Source organism: Diaphorobacter nitroreducens (genome assembly GCF_002214645.1).
In the GTDB taxonomy this organism is placed as follows: Bacteria; Pseudomonadota; Gammaproteobacteria; order Burkholderiales; family Burkholderiaceae_C; genus Diaphorobacter; species Diaphorobacter nitroreducens.
This window is the reverse complement of the sequence record NZ_CP016278.1, coordinates 3,493,380-3,506,602: the sequence shown is the minus strand read 5'-3', so window position 1 is coordinate 3,506,602 and position 13,223 is coordinate 3,493,380. Positions and strand designations below refer to the sequence as shown.

The following is a 13,223-nucleotide window of genomic DNA, read 5'->3' as shown; positions in this document are numbered from 1 at the left end:
CTAGTTACGAATGACGGCAAAGTGCGGCGCATTGTGGATGGCCTGCAGCCTTCGCGCGTCTGGAATTACCCTAGCGTGCCGGCCCCGCCGGCATGCGCGGATGCGGCACTACTCCACGGCCTTGCCAATGTCTTCGACCACCTTCTTGGCGTCGCCGAAGACCATCATGGTCTTGTCCATGTAGAACAGTTCGTTGTCCAGGCCGGCGTAGCCCGCGGCCATGGAGCGCTTGTTGACGATCACGGTCTTGGCCTTGTAAGCCTCCAGGATCGGCATGCCGTAGATGGGGCTGCCCTTGTGCAGCGCGGCGGGGTTCACCACATCGTTGGCGCCCAGCACGATGGCCACGTCGACCTGGCCGAACTCGCCGTTGATGTCCTCCATCTCGAACACCTGGTCGTAGGGCACCTCGGCCTCGGCCAGCAGCACGTTCATATGGCCGGGCATGCGGCCCGCCACCGGATGGATGGCGTACTTGACGGTGATGCCCTTGTCGGTGAGCTTTTGCGCCAGCTCCTTCACCGCATGCTGCGCGCGCGCCACGGCCAGGCCGTAGCCGGGGACGATGACCACGGTCTCCGCCTGGCTCAGGATGAAGGCCGCATCGTCGGCGCTGCCGCTCTTGGCCGTGCGCTGCACGGCGCCGCCCGCAGCCGCAGCGGCGGCATCACCCCCGAATCCCCCCAGGATCACGTTGAAGAACGAGCGGTTCATGGCCTTGCACATGATGTAGCTCAGGATCGCGCCCGAGCTGCCTACCAGCGAGCCCGCGATGATGAGCATGCTGTTGTTCAGCGAGAAGCCGATGCCCGCCGCTGCCCAGCCCGAGTAGCTGTTGAGCATGGACACCACCACAGGCATGTCGGCGCCGCCGATGGGAATGATGATGAGCACGCCCATCACGAAGGCGAGCGCCAGCATGGCGAAGAAGGCATCCCAGCGCTCGGTGAGCATGAACACCAGCCCCAGGCCGACGGTGGCCAGGCCCAGCACCAGGTTCAGCAGGTGCTGTCCCTTGAAGACCACCGGCGCGCCCTGGAACAGGCGGAACTTGTACTTGCCCGAGAGCTTGCCGAAGGCGATCACCGAGCCACTGAAGGTGATGGCGCCGATGGCCGCGCCCAGGAACAGCTCCAGACGGTTGCCCAGGGGGATCGGCTGGCCATGCGCCACGATCTGGAAGGCCCAGGGCTCGGCCACGGCCGCCACGGCGATGAACACCGCCGCCAGGCCGATCATGCTGTGCATGAAAGCCACCAGCTCGGGCATCTTGGTCATCTCCACGCGCTGGGCCATCACCGCGCCCGCGCCACCGCCCACCACCAGGCCGGCCAGCACGTAGGTCATGCCCACGCCCTTGTCACTGGCCAGCTCCACGATGAGCGCCGCCGTGGTCAGCACGGCGATCGCCATGCCCGCCATGCCGAACAGGTTGCCGCGGATCGACGTGGTGGGGTGCGACAGGCCTTTGAGCGCCTGGATGAAACAGACGCTGGCGACCAGGTACAGCAGCGTGACAAGGTTCATGCTCATGCCAACGCTCCTTATTTCGTAGCTGCTTTCGCTTGTTCGGCGGGCGCCTTGCGCTCTTTCTTCTTGAACATCTCCAGCATGCGCCGGGTGACCAGGAAGCCGCCGAACACGTTCACCGCCGCCAGCGCCACGGCCAGCACGCCCATGGTCTTGCCCAGTGGCGTTTCGGTGAGCGCCGCGGCCAGCATGGCCCCGACGATGACGATGGCCGAGATGGCATTGGTCACCGCCATCAAGGGCGTGTGCAACGCGGGCGTGACGTTCCAGACCACGTGGTAGCCCACGTAGATGGCCAGCACGAAGATGATCAGGTTGATCAGCGTGGGCGAAACCGACTCCATCTCGACGCTCCTTCGGAAAGGGGGCCTCTACACGGCCCCAATTGACAGCTATTCGGGCAAGGCCTGGGGGAACGGGGGCACCACGAAACGGCCATCCAGCATGGTGATGCTCTGGCGGGCCGCTTGGGCGAGTTGCTCCATCCACGCCTGCGCGGGACGGCCTGCACGCAGGAACTCCTCGTTGTTGCGCACGGTAGGCCGCAGCAACCGCCGATCGGCCAGCACATCCACGGACACATAGCCACCTTCGGGGGTGGAGTAGCGGTACGAGACGTGGGAATACGGGTTGGCTGGCACGGCCTGCTGCTGCGTCAGCCACTGGGCAAGCGCCGGACGCGCGCTGGCCAGGTAGCCGTCGGTGCCCGCGCTGCGCTTGTAGCGCAGGCAGTCGATGCGCACCGGACTGCCGCGCGCCGCGTCTTCCACCTGCACGCCCTTTTGCGGCAGGCAGGCCGCGGTCCACAGCGTGGTGTCGCGCGGGTGGTTGCTGGCATTGGTCTGCACCACCAGAACCGCCAGCGGTTCCTTGGCCCGGCCGCGAAGGGCCACTGCGCGGGTCTGCATGGGCAGATCGTGCGCGGTGTCATCGGGGCGGACGTCAAACTGCTCGGCGTTGCCGCCCAAAGGCTGCCAGGTGCCCGCGGGCAACTGCAGTTCGGCACGGCCCACCCGTACGAGGTCCGGCTGCACTGGCGCGCATGCAACGAGCGACAGCAGGGCCGCGATGGCGGGGACAAAGGGGTTCCAACGAAGACGCAAGAAAGTCACTCCAAGGTTGCGGGCAGAACAGGGTCACGCGCGCGTGACGGCCCCCTCATGCGCCACCAAGCAGGCCACCACGATGTCGTCATCGCGGTTGAGGTGCAGGGCGCCTTCGGGGTTGATGATGAGTTTCAAAAAGTCGAGCACGTTGCGCGCGTACAGCGCGGAGGCATCAGCCGCCACGAGCGCGGGCAGGTTGGTCTCGCCGACCAGGGTCACGCCGTGGTGCACGACGGTCTGACCCGGCTGGGTCAGCGGGCAGTTGCCCCCCTGCGCGGCCGCCAGGTCCACGATGACGGAGCCGGGTTTCATGGACTCCACCATCTCCTGCGTGACGAGCACCGGCGCGGCGCGACCGGGGATCAGCGCCGTGGTGATGACCACGTCGGCCTGTGCGACACGCTTGGCAACCTCGGCCTTCTGGCGGTCCAGCCAGCTTTGCGGCATGGGGCGGGCGTAACCGCCCACGCCCTCGGCAGCTTCTTTCTCCTCGGCGGTTTCGTAGGGCACGTCGATGAACTTCGCGCCCAGCGACTCCACCTGCTCCTTGACGCTGGGGCGCACATCGCTGGCCTCGATCACCGCGCCCAGGCGCTTGGCCGTGGCAATCGCCTGCAGGCCCGCCACGCCCACGCCCAGGATGACCACGCGGGCCGCCTTCACGGTGCCCGCCGCAGTCATGAGCATGGGAAAGAAGCGCTGGTAGCGATCAGCGGCCATCACCACGGCCTTGTAGCCGGCGATGTTGGCCTGCGAGGAGAGTACGTCCATGCTCTGCGCGCGTGTGGTGCGCGGCGCAGCTTCCAGTGCATAGGCGGTGACGCCGGCAGCGGCCAGGCGGTGCAGACCTGCGGCGTCGAACGGATTCAGCATGCCGACCAAGGTACTGCCCGGGCGCAGCAGGCCGGCTTCGGACTCTTGCGGCGCGCGCACCTTGAGCACCAGGTCGCAGCCCCAGGCGCCGGCCGCGTCGGTGATCTCGGCTCCCACGGCGGCAAAGCCGGCATCGGTGACGCTGGCGCAGACGCCGGCGCCTGACTGCACCCGCACCGTGTGGCCTTGGGCCACGAGTTTCTTGACGGTTTCTGGCGTGGCGGCCACCCGCGTCTCGCCTGCCAGGGTTTCGGCGGGCACACCTATCAGCATGTCATCTCCTCCTGCACGCGAGCGCCCTACGGCGTTGGTCCACGCAGCATTGCGTATTTCTACTTACCGTGAGCTTACATGAAGAATTTCACACCTTCGACGCACGCGCGACATGGCACGGAGTGAGGCCAAAGAAAAAGCCCGGCGGCCATGGGGCGCCGGGCTTGGGAAAGCGTGGGCGGCAGACGGCTCCGCCGCGCGCCTCATTGCGTCAGTTCACGACCTGCTGCAGCGCGCCGCTGGCGTATTTGGCAGCCATTTCGCTGAGGGTATAGCCCTTCACCTTCGCGCCCTGGCCCTCGCAGCCAAACTCCAGGTAGCGTTGCTTGCAGATGGCCTTGGCGGCTTCGCGCGCGGGCTTCATCCACTCGCGCATGTCGAATTTGTCCGGGTTCTCGGCTTGGAACTTGCGCACCGCCCCGGTCATGGCCAAGCGGATATCGGTGTCGATGTTGATCTTGCGCACGCCGTGCTTGATGGCTTCCTGGATCTCGGCCACGGGCACGCCGTAGGTTTCCTTCATCTTGCCGCCAAACTGGTTGATGAGGGCCAGCAGATCCTGCGGCACGCTGGACGAGCCATGCATCACCAGGTGGGTGTTGGGAATGCGCGCGTGGATTTCCTTGACGCGCTGGATCGACAGCACATCGCCCGTGGGCGGGCGGGAGAACTTGTAGGCCCCATGGCTGGTACCGATGGCGATCGCCAGGGCGTCCAGTTGCGTGGCCTTGACGAACTGCGCAGCCTCCTCGGGGTCCGTGAGCAGCTGGGCGTGGCTGAGCTTGCCAGCCGCCCCGACGCCGTCTTCCTCACCCGCCTCGCCGGTCTCCAGGCTGCCCAGGCAGCCCAGTTCGCCTTCGACGGTAGCGCCGATCTTGTGCGCCATGGCCACCACTTCCTGGGTGACGCGCACGTTGTAGTCGAAGTCTGCGGGGGTCTTGCCGTCTTCGCGCAGCGAGCCGTCCATCATCACCGAGCCGAAGCCCAGCTCCAGCGCGCCCTTGCAGATGGCGGGGCTGGTGCCGTGGTCCTGGTGCATGACCAGGGGGATGTGCGGATACGCCTCGGCAGCGGCGGCGATCAGGTGCTTGATAAAGCTCTCGCCGGCGTACTTGCGGGCGCCGGCGCTGGCTTGCAGGATCACCGGCGCGCCCACCTCGTCGGCAGCGGCCATCACGGCCTGCACCTGCTCCAGGTTGTTGACGTTGAAGGCGGGAATGCCATAGCCGTGGTCGGCGGCATGGTCGAGCAGTTCGCGCATCGAGACGAGAGGCATGGGGTGGATCCGTTCGAGGGTTGATGGATGAGCGGCGGTAACCGCTTGGTAACCCGTAATTTTAGCCGCCCTGCCGCTTCCTGGACCCATGCCCCCAATACCCCCCATCGCCCCGACTGCGTTCATGGGGTGAAAGGATGCGCTACCGCGCTTTCATCGTGCGCGGCAGATCTTGAGCATGTTGGTGCCGCCGGGCGCACCCATGGGCTCGCCACAGGTGATCACGTACAGGTCGCCCTGTTGCACGATGTTGCGCATCTTCAGGTGGCTCTCGGCCTGGTCCAGCGCAGTGTCGCGGTCGGCGCTGGTGTCCATGAGCAACGGGCGCACGTTGCGGAACATCGCCATGCGCCGCTGCGTGGCCACCTTCGGCGTCAATGCATAGATGGGAATGTGGATGCGGTGGCGGCTCATCCACAGTGCCGTGGAGCCGCTGTCGGTCATCGCCACGATGGCCTTGGCACCCAGGTGGTGCGCCGTGAACAGCGCGCCCATGGCGATGGACTGGTCGATGCGGCCCAGGGTCTGGCCGATGAAGTCGGAGTCGCGCTCCAGGTCTTCGGCCGCTTCCGCGGCGGCGCAGATGGTGGCCATCTCCCGCACCGTGTCCAGCGGGTACTTGCCGGCAGCCGTCTCGGCGCTGAGCATCACGGCGTCGGTGCCGTCCAGCACGGCGTTGGCCACGTCGCTCACTTCGGCGCGCGTGGGCACGGGGTTGGCGATCATGCTCTCCATCATCTGGGTCGCGGTGATCACTACTTTGTCCATGTCGCGCGCCATGCGGATCATCTTTTTCTGCAGCGCGGGCACCGCGGCGTTGCCCACCTCCACGGCCAGGTCGCCGCGCGCCACCATGATGCCGTCGGACACGCGCAGGATCTCCTCCAGCAGCGGCACGGCCTCTGCACGCTCGATCTTCGCGATCAGGCCGGGCTTGTGGCGGAACTCGGCCGCGGCCACGTTGCACAGCTGGCGCGCCATCTCCATGTCGGTGGCGTTCTTGGGGAAGCTCACGGCCACATAGTCGGCCTGGAAGCTCATGGCGGTCTTGATGTCCTCCATGTCCTTGGCCGTGAGGGCAGGCGCCGTGAGGCCTCCCCCCTGCTTGTTGATGCCCTTGTTGTTGGACAGCTCGCCGCCGATCTTCACGGTGGTGTACACGGCCTCGCCGCGCACGGCATCCACCTGCAGCACGATGAGGCCGTCGTTCAGCAGCAGCACGTCGCCGGGCTTCACGTCACGGGGAAGTTCCTTGTAGTCCAGGCCCACGCCCTGCAGGTCGCCGGGCTCGCTGCGCGACGCGTCCAGCACGAAAGGCAGGCCCGGCTCCAGCATCACCCGCCCTTCGGCAAACTTGCCCACGCGAATCTTCGGCCCCTGCAGGTCGGCCATGATGGCGACCTCGCGCCCGGCGCGCTGGGCGGCCTCGCGCACCATGGCGGCGCGCTCCACATGGTCCTGCGCCTTGCCGTGGCTGAAGTTCAGGCGCACCACGTTCACGCCCGCCGCGATCATCTGCTCCAGCAGTTGCGGGTCGCTGGAGGCGGGGCCCAGGGTGGCAACGATCTTGGTGGCGCGGCGGATCTGCATGGGGGTGTCTCTTTTCCGTGGATGTAATCGAGTTTCGATTTTTGCACAAAATCAGTTACATCGCGGTTCCTGAAAACACCCGCTCAGCCGCGCATCAGCGCCTCGATCTCGTCGCCCTCCACGGGCACCCCGCGGGTGATCAGTTCGCAGCCGGTCTCGGTGACGATGGCGTCGTCCTCGATGCGGATGCCGATGTGGTGGAAGGCCTCCGGCACGCCCGGCGCGGGGCGCACGTACAAGCCGGGCTCGATGGTCAGCACCATGCCTGGGCGCAGGATACGGCTGGGGCGGTTCTGTATCAGCTCGCCCGACAGCGGGTCGCGCCGCTCGCTCACCTGGCCCACTTCTGAGGGCTCGACGTAGCTGCCGCAGTCATGCACATCCATGCCCAGCCAGTGGCCGGTGCGGTGCATGTAGAACTGGAAGTACGCACGGCTCGCGATCACGTCCTGCACGCTGCCGACCTTGTTGGCGTCCAGCAGGCCCAAGTCCAGCATGCCCTGCGCCAGCACGGCCACCGTGGCGTCGTGCGGGTCGTTGAAGCGGTTGCCCGCACGCGTGGCGGCGATGGCCGCCTTCTGGCTCTCCAGCACCAGGTCGTACAGCGCGCGCTGCGGGCCGGTGAAGCGGCCATCGGCCGGAAAGGTGCGCGTGATGTCCGAGGCGTAGCCGTCCAGCTCGCAGCCCGCGTCGATCAGCACCAGCTCGCCCGCGCGCACCGGCGCGGCATCGGCGCGGTAGTGCAGCACGCAGGCGTTGGCCCCCGCAGCCACGATGGAGCCATACGCCGGGCACTGCGAGCCCTCTTCGCGGAACGCGTGCAGCAGCTCCGCATCCAGGTGGTATTCGCGCACGTCCTGGCCGGCGCGCAGCATGCGGGCGCTTCTTTGCATGGCGCGCACATGGGCGCGGGCGCTGATGGCGGCGGCACGGCGCATCAGATCTTGCTCATGCGCGTCCTTGATCAGGCGCATCTCGTCGAGCAGCGTGCACAGGTCGCCCTGCTGAGCGGGGCACAGCGCGCCGTACCGCACGCGTGCGCGCACCTGGTTCAGCCAGCCTTCCACACGCGCAGCCAGTCCTGGGTGGGTGGCGAAGGGGAACCAGACGCTACCGCGGTTTTCCAGCAGGCGCGGCAAGCGCGCGTCGATATCGGCCACGGAGTGCGCGGCGTCCACGCCCAGGGTGGCCAGGGCCGCCTCGGGCCCCAGGCGGTAGCCATCCCAGATCTCCCGTTCCAGGTCCTTGGGCTGGCAAAACAGCGTGCTGTGGCCTTCCGCGGTCAGCACCAGCCACGCGCCCGGCTCGGCAAAGCCCGTGAGGTAGTAGAAGTAGCTGTCGTGGCGGTAGAGAAACTCGCTGTCGCGGTTGCGCTGCTGCAGCGGGGCGGTGGGCACGATGGCGATGCCGCCCGCGCCCAACTGGGCGGCAAGGCGGGCGCGACGCTGCGCGTAGAGGGAGCTGGGCGTGGTCATGCTGCCATTGTGGGCCCAACGGCCGGCGCGCGCGGCGGCACCCAGGCGCCGTGGCAGACTCGCCGCATGTCCTTCCTGCTGACCACCCTCATCCCCCTGCTGGGCCTGGTGCTGACCGTGGCCCTGCTTTCCTACGCGTTCTATGCGCGGTATATCGATGTTCCCAACAAGCCGCGGCTGGACCGGCGCGTGCTGGTCGCCCTGTGCGCCCTGGCCGTGGTGTGCGATGCCTGGCTGGGCCTGCGCCTGTACCTGTCGGGTCGCGCGCAGCAGACGCGCCAGGACAGCGCCGTGCATCGCACCCACCGCGAACGCTTCGTGCTGCCGCACGACGTGCAGTACGGCGAACTGGTGATTCCCGCGGGCAGCCTGATCAACCGGCTGGACCCCTTCGACAACGGCGCGCCGGTGCAGCCCGTGTCCCTGCGCGGCCTGGAGGCGGTACGCTTTTCGCAGCCCGTGCTCGTGGCCGGCGTATGGGCCCAGGCGATGCAGGTGCTGCCGATGCGCGTAGAACTGGCCCAGGACCAGCGTATTGGCCCGCTGTACCGCTACAACACCGACACCAAGGACTGGGAGCTGAACAAGGTGGTACCCGCGCTGCTGTGCCGCCAGGGCCAGATCGCCCTGTTCCAGGTGCCGCACATCCCCTACGACGTGCAGGCCGAGGTGGGCAAGCCCGCACCCGACGGGCCGCAGGCCCGCTTTCTGCCCAGCCAGTGGCAGTTCCGCAACTGCGAGAACGGCCCGGCCATCGATGTGCAGCCCGCCCATCCCGCATCGGCCACCGCGCTGGCGCCCGCGCCCGAGTTGCTGCCTCCGCCGCCGCCCGCCGAGCCGGCATCAGACCCCGCCGATCCCGCGTCGGGCGCCGCCTCGGCCCCCGCATCCGCACCAGGCGCCTGAACCGCTGGGCGACGGACGCTGCCTCAGCCGGCGTTCAGCTCGGCCAGCCGCTCTGGCGTACCCACATCGGTCCAGCGCCCGGTATGGAGCGTCGCCGTCACCCGCCCCGCATCCATGGCGCGGCGCAGCAGCGGCGCCAGCGGCGCGGCCACGCCCTCGGGGTTGCCGGGCGCGATGTCGCTCCAGGGCGCGGTGAACAGCTCGGCGCGCAGCAGGGCGATGGTGCTGTAGGTGTAGCGCGGCCGCGGGTCCTGCGCCGGCAGATTCAGCGCCAACCCCTCGGGCGACAGGCCAAAGTCGCCGCGCGGGTGGTGCGGCGGGTTGGGCACGAGCCACAGATGGGCCAGGGCATCGCCGGCCACGAACCGCTGCACGGCCTGCGCCTCGAAGGTGAAGTCGGGCGCGAACACATCGCCCGCCGCCAGCCAGAACACCGGCCCCAGCTGCGGCAGCGCGCGTGCGATACCGCCGGCCGTCTCCAGCGCGCGACCGAAATCCCGGCCTTCATGGGAGTATGAAATTGATAGCTGCTCGCGCTTTTCCCGCTTGCCTTCGACGGCAAAAACATCTGAAAATCGGTGGCCAATCTGCTCGCCCAGCCACGCGGTGTTGATCACGGCGCGCTCGACACCCGCTTCGACCAACGCACGCAGGTGCCACTCCAGCAGCGGCCGACCACGCACTTCGAGCAATGGCTTGGGACAGGCGTCGGTCAGCGGGCGCATGCGCTCGCCGCGGCCGGCGGCGAGCAGCAGGGCCGGCACTTGCGCCCAGCCGTGCGCCGGGCCGGGGGCTGTCGTGAGGGAGGAATCTGCGAAGCAGGAAGGCACCGTGGGCATGGCTGCGCACTGTAGTGCATGCGCCCCGCGCAACCGTGCAACAGGCCAGCCAGCCGCCCCGCCAACCAGCCCATCAGCCTCCGCGCCGCCCAGGCTGCGGGGCCCCCGGTAAAATCCCGGGTTTCTTCACAAGAACACCGCCCCCTCTGCGGAGCCACCCCTCATGGCCAACTCTCAACAAATGGCGAATGCGATCCGCGCACTCGCAATGGATGCCGTTCAACAAGCCAACTCCGGCCACCCCGGCGCCCCCATGGGCATGGCCGACATGGCCGTGGCGTTGTGGGGCCGGCACCTGAAGCACAACCCCACCAACCCCCAGTGGATGGACCGCGACCGTTTCGTGCTGTCCAACGGCCACGCGTCGATGCTGCTGTACTCGCTGCTGCACCTCACGGGCTATGACCTGCCCCTGCAGGAGCTGAAGAACTTCCGCCAGCTGCACAGCAAGACCGCCGGCCACCCCGAGCACGGCATCACCCCCGGCGTGGAGACCACCACCGGCCCGCTGGGCCAGGGCGTGACCAACGCCGTGGGCTTTGCGCTGGCCGAGAAGCTGCTGGCCGCCGAGTTCAACCGCGAAGGCCACGCCGTGGTGGACCACCACACCTACGTGTTCCTGGGCGACGGCTGCCTGATGGAAGGCATCAGCCATGAGGCCGTGGCTCTCGCCGGCGCGTGGAAGCTCAACAAGCTCATCGCGCTGTACGACGACAACGGCATCAGCATCGACGGCCAGGTGGCGCCCTGGTTCATCGACAACACCCCGCAGCGCTTCATGGCCTGCGGCTGGAACGTGATCGACGCCGTGGACGGGCATGACGTGGAAGCCGTGGCCGCCGCCATCGGCCAAGCCAAGGCCAGCGCCGACAAGCCCACGCTGATCGTCTGCAAGACCGCCATCGGCAAGGGCAGTCCCAACCGCGCCAACACGGCCAAGGCCCATGGTGAGCCCCTGGGCGCCGAGGAAATCAACCTCACGCGCGCTGCCCTGGGCTGGTCGCACGAGCCCTTCGCGATCCCCGAGTCGGTGTACGCCGACTGGGATGCCAAGGCGGCCGGCCAGGCCGCCGAAGCCGAGTGGACGCTGCGCTTTGCCGCCTACGAGGCCGCCTACCCCGAGCTGGCATTCGAGCTGTCCCGCCGCATGGCTGGCGACCTGCCCAAGCACTTCGCCCAGGTGGCGGTGGACACCGTGGTGGCCGCGCACACCAAGGCCGAGACCGTGGCCAGCCGCAAGGCCAGCCAGATCGCGCTGGAAGCCTTCACCGCCGCACTGCCTGAACTGCTGGGCGGCAGCGCCGACCTGACCGGCTCCAACCTCACCAACACCAAGAGCACGCCCGCGCTGCGCATGGAAGCCAACGGCGCCGTGGCCAAGACCGAGGCCGGCCAGGTGGGCCGCCACATCAACTACGGCGTGCGCGAGTTCGGCATGGCGGCCATCATGAACGGCCTGGCGCTGCACGGCGGTTTCATCCCCTACGGCGGCACCTTCCTCACGTTCAGCGACTACAGCCGCAACGCCATCCGCATGGCCGCGCTGATGAAGCAGCGCGTGATCCACGTGTTCACGCACGACTCCATCGGCCTGGGCGAGGACGGCCCCACGCACCAGTCGATCGAGCACGCCGCCAGCCTGCGCCTGATCCCCGGCCTGGACGTGTGGCGCCCCGCCGACACGGCCGAGACCGCCGTGGCCTGGAGCGTGGCCCTGTCCAACCGCGACAAGCCCACCGCGCTGCTGCTGTCCCGCCAGAACCTGCCCTACGCGCCCAAGAGCGACCTGGGCGACATCTCGCGCGGCGCCTACATCCTCTCCGAGCCCGCCGCCGTGGGTCTGAAGAAGAAGGCCCAGGCCGTGATCATCGCCACCGGCTCCGAGGTGCAGCTGGCCCTGGCCGCGCAGCAACTGCTGGCCGCCAAGAAGATCGCCGTGCGCGTGGTCTCCATGCCCAGCACCACCACTTTCGACCGCGAGGACACCAAGTACAAGCAACTGGTGCTGCCCGCCGGCATCCCGCGCATCGCCGTCGAGATGGGCGTGTCCGACTTCTGGTGGAAGTACGGCTGCGCCGCGGTGGTCGGCATCGACACCTATGGCGAGTCGGCCCCGGCCGGCGTGCTGTTCAAGCACTTCGGCTTCACGGCCGAGAACGTCGCTGACACGGTGCTGGCCGCGCTGCAGCGCGCGCGCTGATCCCTCCCGGTTCTCGTTTTTTGCAATCCATCCATCCCTAGAGGCTCACACCATGACGATCAAGATTGGCATCAACGGCTTCGGCCGCATCGGCCGCAACGTACTGCGCTCGGCCGTGCAGAACTTTTCCGACATCGAAGTCGTTGGCATCAACGACCTGCTGGAGCCCGATTACCTCGCGTACATGCTGCGCTATGACAGCGTGCATGGCCGCTTCAAGGGCGAGGTCTCGGTCGAGGGCAACACGCTGATCGTCAATGGCAAGAAGATCCGCCTGACGCAGGAGCGCGACCCCGCCAACCTGAAGTGGAACGAAGTCGGCGCCGACATCGTGATCGAGTCCACCGGCCTGTTCCTGGACAAGGCCAGCGCCGAGAAGCACATCGCTGCCGGCGCCAAGAAGGTGCTGATGTCGGCCCCGTCCAAGGACGACACGCCCATGTTCGTGTTCGGCGTGAACCACGCCACCTACGCCGGCCAGGCCATCATCTCCAACGCGTCCTGCACCACCAACTGCCTGGCCCCCGTGGCCAAGGTGCTGCATGACAAGTGGGGCATCAAGCGCGGCCTGATGACCACCGTGCACGCCGCCACCGCCACGCAAAAGACCGTGGACGGCCCGAGCAACAAGGACTGGCGCGGCGGCCGCGGCATTCTGGAAAACATCATCCCCAGCTCCACCGGCGCCGCCAAGGCCGTGGGCGTGGTGATCCCGTCGCTGAACAAGAAGCTGACCGGCATGTCCTTCCGCGTGCCCACCTCCGACGTGTCGGTGGTGGACCTGACGGTGGAGCTGGAGAAGGAAGCCAGCTACGACGAGATCAAGGCCGAGATGAAGGCCCAGTCGCAGGGCGCGCTGAAGGGCGTGCTGGCCTATACCGAGGACAAGGTGGTGGCCACCGACTTCGTGGGCGAGACCCACACCTCGGTGTTCGACGCCGACGCCGGCATCGCCCTGGACAAGACCTTCGTGAAGGTCGTGGCCTGGTACGACAACGAGTGGGGCTACTCCAACAAGTGCCTGGAGATGGTGCGCGTGATGGCCGGCAAGTAAGCCGCAGCCTCCGCCGCTCACAGAGAACGCGCCTTCGGGCGCGTTTTTTATATCAAATATGCCTCTGGCGCTTATCCATCAAGCGCATGCAGCTATTTATT

Annotated in this window: 11 protein-coding genes; 3 read left to right on the top strand and 8 right to left on the bottom strand. The window is 67.6% G+C overall.

Going from position 1 to position 13,223, the window contains the following annotated elements:
- Nucleotides 1–108: 108 nt before the first annotated feature.
- The 7 genes from BA022_RS16425 to BA022_RS16395 all read right to left on the bottom strand — a co-directional run bounded on the left by BA022_RS16425 (nt 109) and on the right by BA022_RS16395 (nt 8,123).
- Entirely contained in the window at nt 109–1,533 is a 1,425-nt protein-coding gene (locus BA022_RS16425) for an NAD(P)(+) transhydrogenase (Re/Si-specific) subunit beta (protein ID WP_088888172.1), read from the bottom strand.
- 11 nt (nt 1,534–1,544) lie between these two features.
- Nucleotides 1,545–1,874 carry an NAD(P) transhydrogenase subunit alpha part 2 gene (locus BA022_RS16420; protein ID WP_015914535.1) on the bottom strand — a complete coding sequence of 110 codons (330 nt, stop codon included), beginning with the start codon at nt 1,872–1,874 and terminating at the stop codon, nt 1,545–1,547.
- Nucleotides 1,875–1,922: 48 nt separating this feature from the next.
- Nucleotides 1,923–2,642 (bottom strand): hypothetical protein, encoded by a 720-nt coding sequence (locus BA022_RS16415; RefSeq protein WP_228403637.1) that lies wholly within the window; start codon nt 2,640–2,642, stop codon nt 1,923–1,925.
- Between the two features lie 24 nt (nt 2,643–2,666).
- Nucleotides 2,667–3,782: a Re/Si-specific NAD(P)(+) transhydrogenase subunit alpha gene (locus BA022_RS16410; RefSeq protein WP_088888171.1), complete on the bottom strand. Its 1,116-nt coding sequence runs from the start codon at nt 3,780–3,782 to the stop codon at nt 2,667–2,669.
- A 211-nt stretch (nt 3,783–3,993) separates the two neighbouring features.
- The gene (fba, locus tag BA022_RS16405; protein ID WP_015914537.1) at nt 3,994–5,058 is read right to left on the bottom strand and encodes a class II fructose-bisphosphate aldolase; all 1,065 of its coding nucleotides are present in this window, start codon (nt 5,056–5,058) and stop codon (nt 3,994–3,996) included.
- A gap of 153 nt (nt 5,059–5,211) precedes the next feature.
- A complete protein-coding gene (gene pyk, locus BA022_RS16400) occupies nt 5,212–6,648 on the bottom strand; it encodes a pyruvate kinase (protein ID WP_015914538.1) in 1,437 nt (478 codons plus the stop codon).
- An 83-nt stretch (nt 6,649–6,731) separates the two neighbouring features.
- A complete protein-coding gene (locus tag BA022_RS16395; protein WP_088888170.1) occupies nt 6,732–8,123 on the bottom strand; it encodes an aminopeptidase P N-terminal domain-containing protein in 1,392 nt (463 codons plus the stop codon).
- Between the two features lie 66 nt (nt 8,124–8,189).
- Here BA022_RS16395 and BA022_RS16390 point away from each other — a divergent pair, with 66 nt between their 5' ends.
- Entirely contained in the window at nt 8,190–9,029 is an 840-nt protein-coding gene (locus BA022_RS16390; protein WP_088888648.1) for a hypothetical protein, read from the top strand.
- Nucleotides 9,030–9,052: 23 nt separating this feature from the next.
- Here BA022_RS16390 and BA022_RS16385 read toward each other — a convergent pair whose 3' ends face one another.
- Nucleotides 9,053–9,868 carry a nucleotidyltransferase family protein gene (locus BA022_RS16385; protein WP_088888169.1) on the bottom strand — a complete coding sequence of 272 codons (816 nt, stop codon included), beginning with the start codon at nt 9,866–9,868 and terminating at the stop codon, nt 9,053–9,055.
- Nucleotides 9,869–10,031: 163 nt separating this feature from the next.
- On the opposite strand from BA022_RS16385, the gene tkt reads away from it, so the two are divergent.
- Entirely contained in the window at nt 10,032–12,068 is a 2,037-nt protein-coding gene (gene tkt, locus BA022_RS16380; RefSeq protein WP_088888168.1) for a transketolase, read from the top strand.
- A 52-nt stretch (nt 12,069–12,120) separates the two neighbouring features.
- A complete protein-coding gene (gene gap / locus BA022_RS16375) occupies nt 12,121–13,122 on the top strand; it encodes a type I glyceraldehyde-3-phosphate dehydrogenase (protein ID WP_088888167.1) in 1,002 nt (333 codons plus the stop codon).
- Nucleotides 13,123–13,223: the final 101 nt, after the last annotated feature.

Bases quoted from the DNA above. Each gene is read 5' to 3' on its own strand.
- BA022_RS16410 (WP_088888171.1), bottom strand. From the start codon at position 3,782: ATGCTGATAGGTGTGCCCGCCGAAACCCTGGCAGGCGAGACGCGGGTG.
- BA022_RS16395 (WP_088888170.1), bottom strand. From the start codon at position 8,123: ATGACCACGCCCAGCTCCCTCTACGCGCAGCGTCGCGCCCGCCTTGCC.
- BA022_RS16385 (WP_088888169.1), bottom strand. From the start codon at position 9,868: ATGCCCACGGTGCCTTCCTGCTTCGCAGATTCCTCCCTCACGACAGCC.
- BA022_RS16420 (WP_015914535.1), bottom strand. From the start codon at position 1,874: ATGGAGTCGGTTTCGCCCACGCTGATCAACCTGATCATCTTCGTGCTG.
- BA022_RS16390 (WP_088888648.1), top strand. From the start codon at position 8,190: ATGTCCTTCCTGCTGACCACCCTCATCCCCCTGCTGGGCCTGGTGCTG.
- fba (WP_015914537.1), bottom strand. From the start codon at position 5,058: ATGCCTCTCGTCTCGATGCGCGAACTGCTCGACCATGCCGCCGACCAC.
- gap (WP_088888167.1), top strand. From the start codon at position 12,121: ATGACGATCAAGATTGGCATCAACGGCTTCGGCCGCATCGGCCGCAAC.
- tkt (WP_088888168.1), top strand. From the start codon at position 10,032: ATGGCCAACTCTCAACAAATGGCGAATGCGATCCGCGCACTCGCAATG.
- BA022_RS16425 (WP_088888172.1), bottom strand. From the start codon at position 1,533: ATGAGCATGAACCTTGTCACGCTGCTGTACCTGGTCGCCAGCGTCTGT.
- pyk (WP_015914538.1), bottom strand. From the start codon at position 6,648: ATGCAGATCCGCCGCGCCACCAAGATCGTTGCCACCCTGGGCCCCGCC.